At 74.4% G+C, this 16,015-nt stretch carries 11 protein-coding genes; 7 read left to right on the forward strand and 4 right to left on the reverse strand.

The window, feature by feature from the left end:
* Positions 1–19: 19 nt before the first annotated feature.
* Positions 20–1,666 carry a M23 family metallopeptidase gene (locus OIE12_RS19855; protein WP_329137147.1) on the reverse strand — a complete coding sequence of 549 codons (1,647 nt, stop codon included), beginning with the start codon at positions 1,664–1,666 and terminating at the stop codon, positions 20–22.
* Positions 1,667–2,206: 540 nt separating this feature from the next.
* Between OIE12_RS19855 and OIE12_RS19860 the strand changes: the two genes are divergently transcribed.
* Positions 2,207–2,623 carry a cobalamin B12-binding domain-containing protein gene (locus OIE12_RS19860; protein WP_329137149.1) on the forward strand — a complete coding sequence of 139 codons (417 nt, stop codon included), beginning with the start codon at positions 2,207–2,209 and terminating at the stop codon, positions 2,621–2,623.
* Between the two features lie 396 nt (positions 2,624–3,019).
* On the opposite strand, the gene OIE12_RS19865 is transcribed toward OIE12_RS19860, so the two are convergent.
* Positions 3,020–4,648, reverse strand: a complete 1,629-nt coding sequence (locus OIE12_RS19865; protein ID WP_329137151.1) for a DUF5691 domain-containing protein — start codon at positions 4,646–4,648, stop codon at positions 3,020–3,022.
* A gap of 67 nt (positions 4,649–4,715) precedes the next feature.
* A complete protein-coding gene (locus tag OIE12_RS19870; RefSeq protein ID WP_329137154.1) occupies positions 4,716–5,942 on the reverse strand; it encodes a hypothetical protein in 1,227 nt (408 codons plus the stop codon).
* Between the two features lie 131 nt (positions 5,943–6,073).
* Here OIE12_RS19870 and OIE12_RS19875 point away from each other — a divergent pair, with 131 nt between their 5' ends.
* The 6 genes from OIE12_RS19875 (at position 6,074) to sucD (ending at position 14,943) form a co-directional block, all read left to right on the forward strand.
* Entirely contained in the window at positions 6,074–7,228 is a 1,155-nt protein-coding gene (locus tag OIE12_RS19875) for an ATP-binding protein (RefSeq protein ID WP_329137156.1), read from the forward strand.
* Positions 7,225–9,624, forward strand: a complete 2,400-nt coding sequence (locus OIE12_RS19880) for a DUF5682 family protein (protein WP_329137158.1) — start codon at positions 7,225–7,227, stop codon at positions 9,622–9,624. Before OIE12_RS19875 ends, OIE12_RS19880 begins: the two co-directional genes overlap by 4 nt.
* Positions 9,621–10,826: a vWA domain-containing protein gene (locus tag OIE12_RS19885; RefSeq protein WP_329137160.1), complete on the forward strand. Its 1,206-nt coding sequence runs from the start codon at positions 9,621–9,623 to the stop codon at positions 10,824–10,826. Before OIE12_RS19880 ends, OIE12_RS19885 begins: the two co-directional genes overlap by 4 nt.
* Positions 10,827–10,937: 111 nt before the next feature.
* Positions 10,938–12,071: a hypothetical protein gene (locus tag OIE12_RS19890; RefSeq protein WP_329137162.1), complete on the forward strand. Its 1,134-nt coding sequence runs from the start codon at positions 10,938–10,940 to the stop codon at positions 12,069–12,071.
* Positions 12,072–12,848: 777 nt separating this feature from the next.
* On the forward strand, positions 12,849–14,030 hold the full coding sequence (sucC, locus tag OIE12_RS19895) for an ADP-forming succinate--CoA ligase subunit beta (RefSeq protein ID WP_329137164.1): 1,182 nt from the start codon (positions 12,849–12,851) through the stop codon (positions 14,028–14,030).
* A gap of 28 nt (positions 14,031–14,058) precedes the next feature.
* A complete protein-coding gene (gene sucD / locus OIE12_RS19900; protein WP_329137166.1) occupies positions 14,059–14,943 on the forward strand; it encodes a succinate--CoA ligase subunit alpha in 885 nt (294 codons plus the stop codon).
* Between the two features lie 215 nt (positions 14,944–15,158).
* Here sucD and OIE12_RS19905 read toward each other — a convergent pair whose 3' ends face one another.
* On the reverse strand, positions 15,159–15,968 hold the full coding sequence (locus OIE12_RS19905) for an RNA polymerase sigma factor (protein ID WP_329137168.1): 810 nt from the start codon (positions 15,966–15,968) through the stop codon (positions 15,159–15,161).
* Positions 15,969–16,015 lie beyond the last annotated feature (47 nt).

Below are 16,015 nucleotides of genomic sequence, written 5' to 3' on the forward strand. Positions count from 1 at the left end.
CGTCGCGCGGCGGCGGGGGCTACGTCGGGTTCAGGCCGTGGCTGCGCAGCCACGGCAGCGGGTCGATGGCCGAGCCGCCGCCGGGGCGGACCTCGAAGTGCAGGTGCGGGCCGGTGGAATTGCCGGAGCTGCCGGAGTACGCGATCGGCTGGCCGGCCTTCACTGTCGTACCGGAGGCGACGCGGTAGCTGGAGAGGTGGCAGTACCACGTCTCCGTGCCGTCCTTCGCGGTGACGATCGCCATGTTGCCGTACGCGCTGTTCCACTGCGTGCGCACGGTGCCGTCCGTCGCCGCCATGACCGTGGTGCCGAACGACACCGGGAAGTCGATGCCCGTGTGCACGGACATCCAGTTGACGCCGGCCTGGCCGAAGTAGGCGCTGAGCCCCTTCTGCGTGACCGGGAGGGCGAACTTGGGGCGCAGCCGCTCCTTGCGGGCCGCCTCCTGCGCCGCCTGCTTCTTCTGGGCCGCCTGCTGGGCCTTGAGGTCGATGCGCTCCTGGGTGCGGCTGGCCCGGTCCGCGAAGTCGTCCGCGCCCGCGGACAGGCTCTTGAGCTGGGTGTCCAGCTTGTTGTTGGCGGCGACCGGCTGCACCGCGGTGGCGTCGGAGGAACCGGCGGCCGTCGTCTCCTTGCCGTCGTCCCCGCCGAAGTCGACGGTGGCGGCGGCGATGGAGGCGACCCCGATGACGCAGACCGAGGGCACCGCGACGGTGAGCAGCGCGGAACGTTTTGCCGGAGCGCGACGGCGGGAGCGGGCGGCGGCACGGGCCGCGGTCCGCGTGAGCGGGGCGGGGGCGGCCTCCTCCTGGTCGTCGAGGAGCGGGGTTACGTCCTCGCCGTCGTCCGGCCCGGCCGGCCCGGCCGGCCCGAACTCCTCGAAGGACTCGAACGTCGCGGTGGCCTGCTGGTCGAAGGGGACGGCCTGCTCGACGACGGCGGTGGCGGCGTGGTCGAACGGCTCGGCCGCCTCGAAGACCGCGGTGGCCGGGTGGTCGAAGGAGTCCGCCGACTCGAAGGCGGCACTCGCCTGCTGGTCGAACGGTTCCTCGGCCGGAGCGTTCTCCTGTGCGAGGCCCTCGTGCTGCTCCTGCGCGCCGGTTCCGGCGCCCCCGTTCCACTGCGTGGCGTCGTACACGCCGCTGTCGAATGTCTGGGTGCCCCACGCCCACTGCTGGGTGGCGTCCGCGGCGCCGGACTGCTCCGCCTGCTGCCACGCCTGTGCGTTCCACTGCCCGGTCGCCTCGGGGGCCGAGCCCTGGGCGGGGATGCCGCTCAGGTGCTGGTAGCCGTCGGTCCAGGCGGTCGTGTCATGGGCGCCGGAGTCGTAGAGGGACTGCTGCGGGGTCGCGTACGGGTCGTAGGGCGGCAGCTGGTGGAGGTCGGTGCCGTACGTCTGGCCGGCGTCGGCCCACTGGGTGGTGCCGTACGCGCCGGTGCCGGGGAAGTTGCCGAAGAGCGGGTCGCTGCCGAAGGGGACGGACTGCTGTCCGCCGTTCGGTCCCGTCGTCGTCGCGGTGGGGTAAGCGGTGGCGGAGGGATCACCGTAGGGGGTGAACTCGCCGTACCGGGCTTCCTCTCCGCCGTACGGCGCGTAGGACGCCGAGGCCGCTTCGGAAGCCGGGGCCGGGGAGGTCGTGGTCCCCGACGGGTGACGGTCGTTCACCAACTTCTCTTTCGCCTCGACAACAGGGGCTGGCAGAGCAGTGCGGCGACTGTACCCGGCGGTATGCGGGCGCGACAATCTTCTACAGGTTTCGTCCCCGGGGGAAACGGGCATTCGGCCGTCTTTCGGGGGGCGTTGGACACGGCCTTGGCTCTGTGTTCGAGGCGCGTTCGAGTGTGGCGGCCGTGGTGCGTGGTGCGTCGGTCAGGGGTCGACCGGCCGGGTGGGGCTTACATGGGTGGGGCTCGCGCGGGCGGGGCTTACGCGGACGGGCGGGCCGTGCTCCGCCGGTGCGGGTGCGCGTGGCCTGCGTGGTTCGCGAGGGGAGGCGGGGACGGCGGGGTGGCGGAGGGTGAAGACGTGTCCCGCCGTGTGATTTCCCCCTCTGTGTGCGGCGGGGAACGGCTGGTTGCGGGATGCTGTGGATAACGTTCGTTCACTTCGTTTCGACGTCGTTCGGGCGTCGTCCGACCTCGTTCGGGAGGTTGTTCGACGTCGGGCGGTTGTCGTTGGTAGTCGCTTGTCGTCATGGAGGGAGTGGTGGGTGTGGCAGCGGGACCGATCCGTGTGGTGGTGGCCAAGCCGGGGCTCGACGGTCACGATCGCGGGGCCAAGGTGATCGCGCGGGCGCTTCGGGACGCGGGGATGGAGGTCATCTACACCGGGCTCCACCAGACGCCGGAGCAGATCGTCGACACGGCGATCCAGGAGGACGCCGACGCGATCGGGCTGTCGATTCTGTCCGGGGCGCACAACACGCTCTTCGCGGCGGTGATCGAGCTGTTGAAGGAGCGGGACGCGGAGGACATCAAGGTGTTCGGGGGCGGGATCATTCCGGAGGCGGACATCGCGCCGTTGAAGGAGAAGGGGGTCGCGGAGATTTTCACGCCGGGGGCGACGACGGCGTCGATCGTCGAGTGGGTGCGGGGCAATGTGCGGCAGCCGGCGGGGGCGTAGGGCGGGGCTGCGGTTTGTGTGACGGCGGTGGCTTTTTCTCGCCCCCGCCGCCCCTGCCCTTCCCGTCCTCCAGGGGGCTCCGCCCCCTTCGCCCCCGGGGTGGGCGGCACGCGGGGGCTCCGCCCCCTGCACCCCGAAGACGTGAGGGGCTCCGCCCCGGGGGGTGGCAGTCACGGGGCTCCGCCCCCGCCCCCGAGGGGGTTCCACCCCTGGACCCTTGGACCCTCGAAAACACGCGGGGCTGCGCCCCTGACCCCCGCGAACCCCAGGGGTTGCGCCCCTGCGACCCCGGACCACTCCGGCCAACCCAGGGGCGCGGGGAACTGCGCGACCGGCCGTCACGGGGCCGCACTCGCCGTACGACCTCGCCCCCGCCCCCTCCCGCGCAACCGGGGGTCAGGGGCCGGCGCCTCCCGGCAGAGGGGTCAGTTCGCTCGTCATCGTCGCGCGTAGCCGCAACGTCGCCGTCAGGCGTTGGAACGCCTCCGCCCAGTAACCCCCCGCCCCCGGCGCCGAGCCCTCCGTTTCGTTGGGGGTCGCCGTGAGCGCCTCCAGCCGGTTCGCCTCCGCAGGAGCCAGGCAGCGTTCCGCCAGGCCCATCACCCCGCTGAAGCTCCACGGGTAACTCCCGGCATCCCGTGCGATGTTGAGCGCGTCCACCACCGCCCCTCCCAGTTCCTCCGCCCACGGGACCGCGCACACGCCGAGGAGCTGGAACGCCTCCGACAGCCCGTGCGTTCCGATGAACCCCGCCACCCACGCCGCCCGCTCCACCGCCCCGAGCGTGCCGAGGAGCTTCGCCCGTTCCGCCAGGGACACCGCGCCGGGGCCACCCGCCTCCGGCGCGGACGGTATGCCGAGGAGCGCCCGCGCCCACCCGGGGTCCCGCTGCCGTACCGCCGCCCGGCACCACGCCGCGTGCAGTTCGCCCTGCCAGTCGTCGGCCACGGGCAGGGCGACGATCTCCTCCGGTGTACGGCCCCCGAACCGGGCCGGCCAGGTCGCGAGCGGTGCGGCGTCCAGCAACTGGCCCAGCCACCAGGAGCGTTCGCCGCGCCCGGCCGGCGGCTGGGCCACCACTCCGTCGCGCTCCATGCCCGCGTCGCACTCGTGCGGGGCCTCCACCACCAGCGTCGGCACCCGGCCGGTCACGTCGACCGCCACGCAGGTGGCCGCGCGCCGGCCCATCCGCGCGGCCAGCGCCGACCCCGGCAGCGCCGACAGCAACTCCGCCGCCGTGGCCCGTACGTTGCGGCTGCGGTCGGCGAGGGCCTGTTCCAGGAACGGCTCGTCCTCGGGGCCGAGCCCCGTCCGCAGCGAGTCGAGGAACATCAGCCGGTCCTCGGCCCGCTCCGCCGGCCACGTCGTCGACAGCAGCGCACGGCCGGCGGCGGGGGTGCGTGCCCTGAGCGCCGTGAGCAGCGCCACGCGCTCGGCGAACAGGCCCTCCTGCCACAGCTCCCGCACCCGGTCGGACTCCTCGGCCGACGGCAGTTCCGCCCCGCCGCCCGGCGCGGCCCGCAGGGCGAACCGCCAGTCCGGGTTGAGCCGGGCCAGCCACAGTGCCCGCGGCCCCGCGAAGGCGAGCGCCGCCGGGCGCAGGTCCGTACGCCCCCGCGCCGCGTCCAGCAGCGCAGGCAGCGCCTCGGGCGGCGCCGCGAAACCCCGCTCGTTCGCCAGCGACAGCCACTGCGGGAGCAGCTCCCTCAGGTCCGGCGCCGCTCCCCGGCGGCCGCCCGCCGTCCCGGGCCGGTCCGTCAGCAGTGCCGCCAGCCGGCGCGCCGCCGCGGGCGGCAGCGGGGGACGAGGGTCGGGCTCGGCGGGCTCCGGCCGCGCGGCGGCGGGCGCGGCGCGCAGCCCCGCCCGCCGCCGTACGGTCGCCACGGCCGCCGCGTCCAGCAGCGCCGCCGGTGCCTCGCGGCCGGGCGGCAGCCCCGGCGGCGTCCGACGGTCGGTGCCCAGCAGGGCCGCCGTCACCAGTTCCTCCCAGGGGAGCGGGCCGGGAGCGGAGCGGGTGCCGCTCATACGCGTTCCTTTCGGGAGGAGAAGGGGTGAGTGAGGGGGAGGCGCGGCGCTGGGCGCGGGGCTCGGGTCAGCACAGTGCCACCGCCTCTCCGGTCCCCTCCGGCCAGGCCGTCAGCGGGGCGAGGCCGCGGTGGCCGCACTCGCCGAAGACCGTGACCGGGGCGCCGCCCGACAGGGCGACCAGCCGCCACAGGCCCGGGCGGGTTCCCGCCGCCGGAGTGACAGGAAGCGCCAGATCGCCGTCCGCGTCGGCCAGTTGCCAGGAGCCCTCCCCGGCCGGGACCGGCACCACGCGGCGCAGCGTCACCGGATGGGCGTCCAGCCACGGGTCGTCCCGCAGTGCCTCGCCGTACCGGGCTGCGGCCTCGGCCGGGCCGCCGCCCGGCGGGCGTATCGGTGCCGGACCGGGGGCCGAGAACCGCTCGCCCAGAGCCACCCGCAATTGGCCCGCACCGGGGTACGCCACCGTCTCCGCGTCCAGCGCCAGCCCCACCGGCAGGGACAGCTCCGGGGCCCGGCCCCCGCCCCCGTACGACAGGACCAGTGCCGTACGGCCGGATTCCGTGCCGTGCAGCCAGATCCGGCGCGTGGTGAGCCGGCTGTCCTGCGTGTCGTACTGGGCCAGCACCAGCCAGCGGTCCCGCACCGGCGGTCCCGCGGGCGAGGCGGGCAGGCCGATCCGCGAGCGGACCGTCGCCGCGAGGCCGTCGGGCAGGTCGCCGTGGCGCAGCCAGCCCCGGTCGAGGAGATGGAGCAGCGCGCACTCCTCCAGCAGCCGGGCGGGCCAGCCGGGACCCGACCCCGGTATCGCCCCCAACTCCCGCACGCGCGCGGCCAGTCCGGGTGCCTGCGCGTCGACCATGCGGGCCGCCGTCTCCTCCCAGAGCCCGTACCCCTCCTCCTCGGCGGCGGCCAGGCCCCCGCGCAGCAGATCGGCCAGCCGTTGCTCCAACTCCGTGGCGCCCGCCGTGATCCGGGCCGCCCGCAGCTCCGCCCGGCGCCGGGCCGCCCGGGGATCGGCCGGCCCGGAACCGGTGGGAGCGGGATCGTTGGGCCCGGAACTCGTGGGACCGGAGCTTCCGCCGTCGTCCGCCGTCCGCTCCTCTCCCGCGCGCCGCGTTCCGCGAACCGTGACCGCCCCCTCTCCTGAACTCCCCACGCCCGGCCGCGGACCGGCCGCACCGGACCCGCCGGACGCCGCGCCCGGCACAACGCCGGCCGCCGTGCCCGGCCCGGTGCCGGACGTCGGTGCCGGGACCTGGTCCGTGGCCCGGCGCACCCCCGCATCACTCATGCCAACGACGGTAGATCCCGCCACTGACAATCCGCCCTGCGAGCGCGTTTGTGCAGGTCAGGGCGATTGTCAGTGGCGTGGTGCAGGGTGGAACCAGATCCGGACCGGCCGAGCTGGAGGGGGACCTGCCCATGCCTGCGCCCGTGGAAGAGACGACGACCGCACACGGCGGAACCGACGACGACAACGTGCACGCGACGAGGGCCGCCGGGGCCCTGCGGCCGCACGCCGAGGACGCGTTCGCCGGCGAACTCGCCGCCCTGGCCGCGCAGGACGACCGCCCGCGTCCGCCCCGCTGGAAACTGTCGCCGTGGGCCGTGGCGACGTACCTGCTCGGCGGCACGCTGCCGGACGGCACGGTGATCACCCCGAAGTACGTGGGCCCGCGCCGCATCGTCGAGGTCGCCGTCACCACCCTCGCCACCGACCGCGCCCTGCTCCTGCTCGGCGTGCCCGGCACCGCCAAGACCTGGGTGTCGGAACACCTCGCCGCGGCCGTCAGCGGCGACTCGACGCTGCTGGTCCAGGGCACCGCCGGCACCCCGGAGGAGGCGATCCGCTACGGCTGGAACTACGCGCAACTGCTGGCCCGCGGCCCCAGCCGGGAGGCGCTGGTGCCGAGCCCCGTGCTCCGCGCGATGGCAGCGGGAACGACCGCCCGCGTCGAGGAACTGACCCGCGTTCCGGCGGACGTCCAGGACTCGCTCATCACGATCCTGTCCGAGAAGACCCTGCCGATACCGGAGCTGGGAGAGGAGGTGCAGGCCGTCCGCGGCTTCAACCTCATCGCCACCGCCAACGACCGCGACCGCGGGGTCAACGAGCTCTCCAGCGCCCTGCGCCGCCGCTTCAACACGGTGGTGCTGCCCCTGCCGGAGACCGCCGAGGCCGAGGTCGAGATCGTCACCCGTCGGGTCGACCAGATCGGCCGCGCCCTCGACCTGCCCACGGCGCCCGACGGCATCGACGAGATCCGCCGCGTCGTCACCGTCTTCCGCGAACTGCGCGAGGGCGTCACCGCGGACGGCCGGACGAAGCTGAAGTCGCCCAGCGGCACCCTCTCCACGGCCGAGGCGATCTCCGTGGTCACCGGCGGGCTCGCCCTCGCCGCCCACTTCGGTGACGGCGTACTGCGGCCGGGCGACGTCGCCGTGGGCATCCTCGGTGCCGTCGTCCGGGACCCGGCGGCCGACCGGGTCGCCTGGCGCGAGTATCTGGAGGCGGTCGTCCGGGAGCGGGAGGGGTGGGCGGACTTCTACCGGGCCTGCCGGGAGGTGAGCCCATGACCGGCACGGGGCCACTGCTGCTCGGCGTCCGCCATCACGGGCCGGGCTCGGCGCGGGCGGTGCGGGCCGCGCTCGAGGCGGCGGGCCCGGGGACCGTACTGATCGAGGGGCCGCCGGAGGCGGATCCGCTGATCCCGCTCGCGGCGGACGAGGCGATGCGGCCGCCGGTCGCGCTGCTCGCCCACGCGGTGGACGAGCCGGGGCGCTCGGCGTTCTGGCCGCTGGCCGAGTTCTCCCCGGAGTGGGTGGCCCTCCGCTGGGCGCTGGAGCACGACGTGCCCGCCCGCTTCATCGACCTGCCGGTCGCGCACACCCTGGCATGGGAGAGCGACGAGGCCGACGAGGCCGGGGAGACCGACGAGGCCGGGCGCGTGCGGGTCGATCCGCTCGCCGTGCTCGCCGACGCCGCCGGGTACGACGATCCCGAGCGCTGGTGGGAGGACGCCGTCGAGCACCGGGGCGCGGCGGGGGACGCCCTCGCGCCGTTCGCGGCGCTCGGCGAGGCGATGGGCGCGCTCCGGGAGACCTACGGCGACGGCGGGCACGCGCGGGACCTGGTGCGCGAGGCGTACATGCGGATCCAGGTGCGGGCGGCGGTCAAGGAGTTCGGGGACCGGGTGGCCGTGGTGTGCGGGGCCTGGCACGTGCCCGCGCTGCGGGAGCGCACCACCCTGGCCGCCGACCGGGCGCTGGTGAAGGGCCTGCCCCGGGTGAGGGCCGACATGACGTGGGTGCCGTGGACCCACCGCAGACTGTCCCGGGCGGGGGGCTACGGCGCCGGCATCGAGTCGCCCGGCTGGTACGGCCATCTGTTCGCCGCCCCGGACCGGCCCGTCGAACGGTGGCTGACCAAGGTGGCCGGGCTGCTCCGGGCCGAGGACCGGATCGTGTCGTCCGCCGACGTCATCGAGGCGGTACGGCTGGCGGAGACGCTCGCGGTGCTGCGCGGCCGGCCGCTGCCCGGGCTGACCGAGACGCTCGACGCCGTGCGGGCGGTCATGTGCGAGGGCTCGGACGTGCCGCTGGCGCTGGTGCGGGACCGGCTCGTGCTCGGGGAGGTAAGGGGAGAGGTCCCCGACTCGGCGCCCGCGGTGCCCCTGCAACGGGACCTCGCCCGGCACCAGCGGCGGCTGCGGCTGAAACCCGAGCCGTCGGCGCGTGAGGCGGAACTGGACCTGCGCAAGGAGACGGACGCCGGACGCAGCCGGCTGCTGCACCGGCTGCGGCTGCTGGGCGTCGGCTGGGGCGAGCCGACCGGGGGCCGTGCCGGTACGGGCACCTTCCGGGAGACCTGGCGGCTGCGCTGGGAACCCGAACTGGCGGTGCGGGTCGCCGAGGCGGGGGTGTGGGGCACCACGGTGCTCGCCGCGGCGACCGCGAAGGCCGAGGCGGAGGCGCTGTCCGCGCGAGGGCTCGCCGAGGTCACCGCGCTCGCCGAACGGTGTCTGCTCGCCGGGCTCCCGGACGCGCTGCCGGTGGTGATGCGGGTCCTCACCGACCGCGCGGCACTCGACACCGATGTAGGGCGCCTCGCCCAGGCCCTGCCCGCGCTCGTCCGCTCCCTGCGCTACGGCGACGTGCGCGGCACGGACACCGGGGCCCTGGCCGAGGTCGCCGGAGGCCTGGCCGAGCGGGTGTTCGTCGGCCTCCCGCCCGCCTGCGCCGCGCTCGACGCCGAGGCCGCGGCCGCGCTGCGGGGCCATGTCGACGCCGTGCATGGGGCGGTGGCGCTGCTGGCCGAGGGGACCGGGCCGCCGCCCGGCCGCGGTGGGCTGCGCCGGCGCTGGCACGCGGTGCTGCGCGTGCTGTCGGCGCGGGACACGGTCGCGGGGCTCGTACGCGGCCGAGCCGTACGGCTGCTGCTCGACGACGGAGAGCTGGACGAGGAGGAGGCGGCCCGGCTGATGGGGCTCGTCCTGTCGCCGGGCACGCCGCCGGCGGACGCGGCCGCATGGATCGAGGGGTTCCTCGGAGGCGGCTCCGGCGGCGGAATGCTGCTCGTGCACGACGAACGGCTGCGGGGGCTGGTGGACGCCTGGCTCACGGGGGTCCCCGCGCAGGCGTTCGACGACGTACTGCCGCTGCTGCGGCGCACGTTCGCGGCGTACGAGGCGGGGGTGCGCAGAACGCTCGGCGAACTGGTGCGGCGCGGTCCCGGGGAGCGGGGGAGCGCCGGGCACGGGGGAGCGGGCGTCCCGGGGTTCGGAGACGGCCTGGACGCGGGGCGCGCGGACGCCGTACTGCCGGTGCTGGGACTGCTCCTCGGCCTCCCCGGCACGGAGGAGAAGGAGGAGCCGCCGCACACCGGCCTTCCGGGCGACGGCTTTCCACCCGCCGGTCTCCCGCGTGACGGCGGGCGGGACGTGTGCAACGGGTGTGGGGAGGCGGCGGTATGACGGTGGAACGGCAGGTGCCGCGGGCGGCGGGGAAGCCGGACGGGCCGGGGGCTCCGGACGCGGCGGGAGAGCGGTTGCGGCGGTGGCGGCTCGTGCTCGGCGGGGGCGGCGCCGACGGCACCGGACACGAACTCGTCGGGCGGGACGCGGCGATGGACGGCGCACTGGGCGCGCTCTACGGGAAGGAGGAGAAACCGGCGTCGGGCCGGGACCGGTCGGCGGGGCTCGGGGCGTCCGCGCCGGCGGTCGCCCGCTGGCTCGGGGACATACGGACGTACTTCCCGGCCTCCGTGGTGCGGGTGATGCAGCGGGACGCCATCGACCGGCTCGGCCTTGCCACGCTGCTGCTGGAGCCGGAGCTGCTCGAGGCGGTGGAGGCGGACGTCCACCTCGTCGGCACCCTGCTCTCCCTCAACAGGGCGATGCCCGAGACGACGAGGGAGACGGCACGGGCGGTGGTGCGCAAGGTGGTCCAGGAGCTGGAGAAGCGGCTCGCCACCCGCACGCGGGCCGCGCTCACCGGCGCCCTCGACCGCGGCGCCCGGGTCACCCGGCCCCGCCACGGCGACGTCGACTGGAACCGGACGATCGCGGCCAACCTCAAGCACTACCTGCCCGAGCACGGCACGGTCGTGCCGGAGCGGCTCGTCGGGCACGGGCGTGTGTCGCCGTCGGTGAGGAAGGAGGTGATCCTCTGCATCGACCAGTCGGGGTCGATGGCGTCGTCGGTCGTGTACGCGTCCGTGTTCGGGGCGGTGCTGGCGTCGATGCGGTCGATCGCCACGCGGCTCGTCGTCTTCGACACGGCAGTGGCCGATCTGACGGACCGGCTCGACGACCCGGTCGACGTCCTCTTCGGCACCCGGCTCGGCGGCGGCACGGACATCAACAGGGCGCTGTCCTACTGCCAGTCGCGGATCACCCGCCCCGCCGACACGGTCGTGGTCCTCATCAGTGACCTCTACGAAGGGGGGATACGGGACGAGATGCTGAAGCGGGTGGCGGCGATGCGGGCGTCGGGGGTGCGGTTCGTGGCGTTGCTCGCGCTGTCCGACGAGGGGGCGCCCGCCTACGACCGCGAGCACGCGGCGGCGCTCGCGGCGCTCGGGGCACCGGCGTTTGCGTGCACGCCCGAGCTGTTTCCCGAGGTGATGGCGGCGGCGCTCGAGAAACGGCCGCTGCCGATACCGGACGTGGGCTGAGGGAGGGGACGAGGACAGGGGCTTGCGCGGGCTCGGAGGCGGCGTGCGAGTATCGGTGCTCCTTCGCTCGTACCCCTCTCGTTCCGCCCGTCCCACGGAGGCTGTTCCGCCTTGGCCCCGCCCGCCGCGCCGCACCCCGCAGGCGCCGTCCTGCGCGTCACGCGCACGGCGGCCGGCCGGCGCGCGCTGCGACTGGCGCTGCTGGTGGGCGGGTTGGTGGTGCTCGGGTTCCTGTACGGAGGGAGGGCGCAGGCGGCGGAGGGGACGCCGGTGCCGGTGGCCGACGGGTCGGTGACGCTGACCGACGTGCCGGTGACCGATGTGCCGGCGGTCGTGGCCGAGGTGACGCCGGCCGTGGACGAGGCGGTGTCCGGTGCGGCGCCTGCTCACCGTGCGACGAGAGCAACGAGAGCAACGAGAGCAACGAGTGCGACGGGTGCGGCGCGGCCGGTGCGGGGCGGCGGTGCCGACAGCACGCCTCACAAGCCGGGCCGTCGCGCCACGCCCAGCGCGCCGACCGTGCCCAGCGCACCAGCCACACCCACCGCACCGGCCGCACCCACCGCACCGGCCGTCCCCGGCGTCGGAGGGGCCGTGGCCCGGGTGGGCGGTGCCGTGCGGCAGGTGGTCGTGCCGGTTGTCGACGGGCTGGTGCGGCCGGTGGTGGAGGAGGCCGTGGCGCCGGTCGGCGGGATCGTCGAAGCGGTCACCGGTGGGCCGGGGGCCGTGACGGTGCCGTTGCCGCAGGTGCCGGCGTTGCCGCTGCCGCTGCCCGTGACTTCGGTGCCGCTCCTGCCCGTACCGGTCACCCCGTCGGAGCCGCCCTCCCCGACGGAGCCGGCGGCCGGGGTCGTACGGGAGCCGCCCGCGTCGTCGGCGTCGAAGCGGGCGGCGGCGGAGCCGCGGGAGCGGGCGGAACCCGTGGTGTCCGTCGCGCACGGGCCGTGGCCCGGGGGTGCCGAGGTGGCCGCCCTGGCCGAGGCGGGGAGCGCGGGCCGTGCGGCGGAGTCCGCCGCCCGGGCCGGGCAGCTTCCCGCGCCCCCGCACCAGTCGCCCGGCGGTGACCCGTCCGGGCTGCTGGGCGAGCGGTCCGCCGTCGACAACGGCGGCCCCCGGCACGGCGACGCGCACGCCGTGCCCTTCCACCACCGCGCGCTGCCGAGGCTCGCGCCCGGTGCCGTCGCGGAGTGCGTCGCCGCCGGAACGCGGGACCTGAACGGGACCGTTCCGGAGCCCCCGGACTAGGACCGCACAGGGACCGTCCGGCCGCCCCGGCCGTGTGCCCGCGTTCCCCTGTGCCCGCGTGCGCGCCCGCCCCCCTCCCCGTTCTCTTCTGGGGGTCGGCGTCCGACGCGTCCGGCGCCCGGCGGCCGCTCTCCTCACGACCCGCAACCGGCGGGACGGGACACGACGTCCCGTCCGAACACGGCATCGACTCCCGGCACCTCATGTACCGCCGACCGTCACACACGCCTCACACGTCCGACAGACGCGACAGGTCTGACCGTCGTCACGCCGGACAACAGAGAACCGCGGCGTCCAAGCGCCGCCCCACCGCTCCACAGGGAGCCGTCGCCGGACGGCCGAAAGCCGTCGGAACCGTCCGGCCGGGCCCTGCGGACGGGGCGGGCTCCCCTTGGGGAAGGGGGGCCCGCCCCGCGCACCTCGCGGGAGCAGCGAATGTCCCGCGCGGTGCTGAACAGGGCCTCACCGGGCCAACCCCAGCCCGGTGAGGCCTCCCCCTCCGGACGCCACCGGCCCTGCCCGCGCCCCCTCCCCGCAACCCCTCCCGCGCGGCACGCCGTGCCAGTAAGCTAGGCATCATGTGACAGGTATCACCGCTCAGGTGTGATCTGCGATTTAGAGCCCCACCCCCGGCGGCGATAACCTGCGAGACGGACATGCCGCGCGCTCGGACACCGTGTGCGCCTTCCTTGTGACTCACAGCGGACGTCACGTTGCCCTTCGCGGCACGCCCACGCATCCAACGAACCGCGAGATCACTGATAGGGACGGAAGCGCGTGGACCTGTTCGAGTACCAGGCGAGGGACCTCTTCGCCAAGCACGATGTACCGGTGCTGGCCGGTGAAGTCATCGACACGCCTGAGGCGGCGCGCGAGATCACCGAGCGTCTGGGCGGCAAGTCCGTCGTCAAGGCGCAGGTGAAGGTCGGTGGTCGTGGCAAGGCCGGTGGCGTCAAGCTGGCCGCCTCCGCGGACGAGGCCGTCGCCCGTGCGACGGACATCCTCGGCATGGACATCAAGGGCCACACGGTCCACAAGGTGATGATCGCCGAGACGGCCCCGGAGATCGTCGAGGAGTACTACGTCTCCTTCCTCCTCGACCGTGCCAACCGCACCTTCCTCTCCATCGCCTCGGTCGAGGGCGGCATGGAGATCGAGGAGGTGGCCGCCACCCGTCCGGAGGCCGTCGCCAAGACCCCGATCGACGCGATCGACGGCGTGACGCCGGAGAAGGCGCGCGAGATCGTCGAGGCCGCGAAGTTCCCGGCCGAGGTCGCCGACCAGGTCGCGAACGTGCTGGTCAAGCTGTGGGACACCTTCATCAAGGAGGACGCCCTCCTGGTCGAGGTCAACCCGCTGGCCAAGGTCGCCTCCGGTGACGTCCTCGCCCTCGACGGCAAGGTCTCCCTGGACGACAACGCCGAGTTCCGTCACCCGGACTTCGAGGAGCTCCACGACAAGGCCGCGGCCAACCCGCTCGAGGCCGCCGCCAAGGAGAAGAACCTCAACTACGTCAAGCTCGACGGCGAGGTCGGCATCATCGGCAACGGCGCGGGTCTCGTCATGAGCACCCTGGACGTCGTCGCGTACGCCGGTGAGAAGCACGGCAACGTCAAGCCCGCCAACTTCCTGGACATCGGTGGCGGCGCCTCCGCCCAGGTCATGGCGAACGGCCTGGAGATCATCCTCGGCGACCCGGACGTCCGCTCCGTGTTCGTCAACGTCTTCGGTGGCATCACCGCCTGCGACGAGGTCGCCAACGGCATCGTCCAGGCGCTGAAGCTCCTGGAGGACCGCGGCGAGAACGTCAGCAAGCCGCTGGTCGTCCGCCTCGACGGCAACAACGCCGAGCTGGGCCGGAAGATCCTCACCGACGCCAACCACCCGCTGGTGCAGCGCGTCGACACCATGGACGGCGCGGCCGACAAGGCCGCCGAGCTGGCCCACGCCGCCAAGTAATCACTCAGGACGAGGACATCAACACACCATGGCTATCTGGCTCAACAAGGACAGCAAGGTCATCGTCCAGGGCATGACCGGCGCCACGGGCATGAAGCACACCAAGCTCATGCTCGGTGACGGCACCGAGGTCGTGGGCGGCGTCAACCCGCGCAAGGCGGGGCAGACCGTGGACTTCGACGGCACCGAGGTACCGGTCTTCGGCACCGTCAAGGAGGCCATCGAGAAGACCGGCGCCAACGTCTCCGTCATCTTCGTGCCGGAGAAGTTCACCAAGGACGCCGTCGTCGAGGCCATCGACGCCGAGATCCCGCTGGCCGTCGTGATCACCGAGGGCATCGCCGTGCACGACTCGGCGTCGTTCTGGGCGTACGCCGGCAAGAAGGGCAACAAGACCCGGATCATCGGTCCGAACTGCCCCGGCATCATCACGCCGGGCCAGTCCAACGTCGGCATCATCCCGGGCGACATCACCAAGCCGGGCCGCATCGGCCTGGTCTCGAAGTCCGGCACGCTGACGTACCAGATGATGTACGAGCTGCGGGACATCGGCTTCTCGACCGCCGTCGGCATCGGTGGCGACCCGATCATCGGCACCACGCACATCGACGCCCTCGCCGCGTTCGAGGCCGACCCCGAGACCGACCTCATCGTGATGATCGGCGAGATCGGCGGCGACGCCGAGGAGCGTGCGGCCGACTTCATCAAGGCCAACGTGACCAAGCCGGTCGTCGGCTACGTCGCGGGCTTCACCGCGCCCGAGGGCAAGACGATGGGGCACGCGGGCGCGATCGTGTCCGGTTCGTCCGGGACCGCGCAGGCGAAGAAGGAGGCCCTTGAGGCCGCCGGGGTCAAGGTCGGCAAGACGCCGACCGAGACGGCGAAGCTGGCGCGGGAGATCCTCGCGGGCTGACGCGCCCTTGGCGTCCTGGGTCCGCCATCCCTTTGTGAGGGTGGCGGACCCTTTTGTGTCTGGGGGGTGCGGAGGCGGAGGCGGGTGGGGGTGCGCGTGGGTTTCTTCGCCCCCGCCGCCCCTACCCTTCCCGTCCCCGGGGGCTTTGCCCCCGGACCCCCTTACGGAGCTTCGCTCCGTTTTGCGCAGTTCCCCGCGCCCCTTTGGGCCTCGCCTCAGTCCGTCGATGGAGTGAGGCGTTGGGGACCGTGGGGAAGGTGGGATTGTAGTTTCTTGTGCAGCTTGCGGGATTTCTCCGACAGGGGCCCCTGGACCGTGTGTGGGGGCAGGCCGTGGATGGCCTGGCCCTGGGGGACCGGGCGTTCGTAGTGGTCGGGGGCGTGCTGGAGGGTGAGCGCCGTCGTGCCGGTCAGGGTGGTGACCAGCACCGCCGCCGTCCGTACCCACTGGCGGTCGCGTCGCTCGCCCGTCGAGCGGATCGTCGGCGGGAGCGCGGGGGTCAGGGTCTCCGCGGCCGCCAGTTCGGTCAGGCGCCGATGGAGGTCCGACGGTGCCGCCAGGTCCGGCAGCCGCGCGGTCACCGCCTCGCGCGCGTGGCGCAGACGGTTCGCCGTGGCGGACGTGGTCGCCTCCGTCTCGGCCGCGATCTGCCGTACGCCCAGCCCGACGCCGTCGTGCAGCAGGAGCGTGCGCCGGTACGGCGGCGGCAGGCGGAGCAGGGCGTCGAGGAGCGCGCGGCCGGCCGGGTCGCCGGGCAGCGCCTCCGGTTGCCGGTGGCGCCGGCGGAATCGGTGCCAGGGGGAGAGCGCGTACTCGTGCGTGGCCGCCCGCACCCATCCGCCGGGGTCGCGGTCGCGTGCCACCTCGGGCCAGCGCTGCCAGGCCAGCTCGAACGCCCGCTCCACCGATTCCCGGGCCAGCGCCCGGCGCCCGGTGAGCAGATAGGCCTGCCGTACGAGGACGGGGGCGCAGAAGCCGTGCAGCGCGTCGAAGGCTTGAGCGGGCGTGAGCTGACTGTGCGTCACCGGACACCCTTTCGTACGAAAAATGACATAAACGTATTTTGAGCGAC

The sequence above is a fragment of the Streptomyces sp. NBC_00670 genome (genome assembly GCF_036226765.1).
In the GTDB taxonomy this organism is placed as follows: domain Bacteria; phylum Actinomycetota; class Actinomycetes; order Streptomycetales; family Streptomycetaceae; genus Streptomyces.

Bases quoted from the DNA above. Each gene is read 5' to 3' on its own strand.
- OIE12_RS19885 (WP_329137160.1), top strand. From the start codon at position 9,621: ATGACGGTGGAACGGCAGGTGCCGCGGGCGGCGGGGAAGCCGGACGGG.
- sucD (WP_329137166.1), top strand. From the start codon at position 14,059: ATGGCTATCTGGCTCAACAAGGACAGCAAGGTCATCGTCCAGGGCATG.
- OIE12_RS19870 (WP_329137154.1), bottom strand. From the start codon at position 5,942: ATGAGTGATGCGGGGGTGCGCCGGGCCACGGACCAGGTCCCGGCACCG.
- OIE12_RS19865 (WP_329137151.1), bottom strand. From the start codon at position 4,648: ATGAGCGGCACCCGCTCCGCTCCCGGCCCGCTCCCCTGGGAGGAACTG.
- OIE12_RS19875 (WP_329137156.1), top strand. From the start codon at position 6,074: ATGCCTGCGCCCGTGGAAGAGACGACGACCGCACACGGCGGAACCGAC.
- OIE12_RS19880 (WP_329137158.1), top strand. From the start codon at position 7,225: ATGACCGGCACGGGGCCACTGCTGCTCGGCGTCCGCCATCACGGGCCG.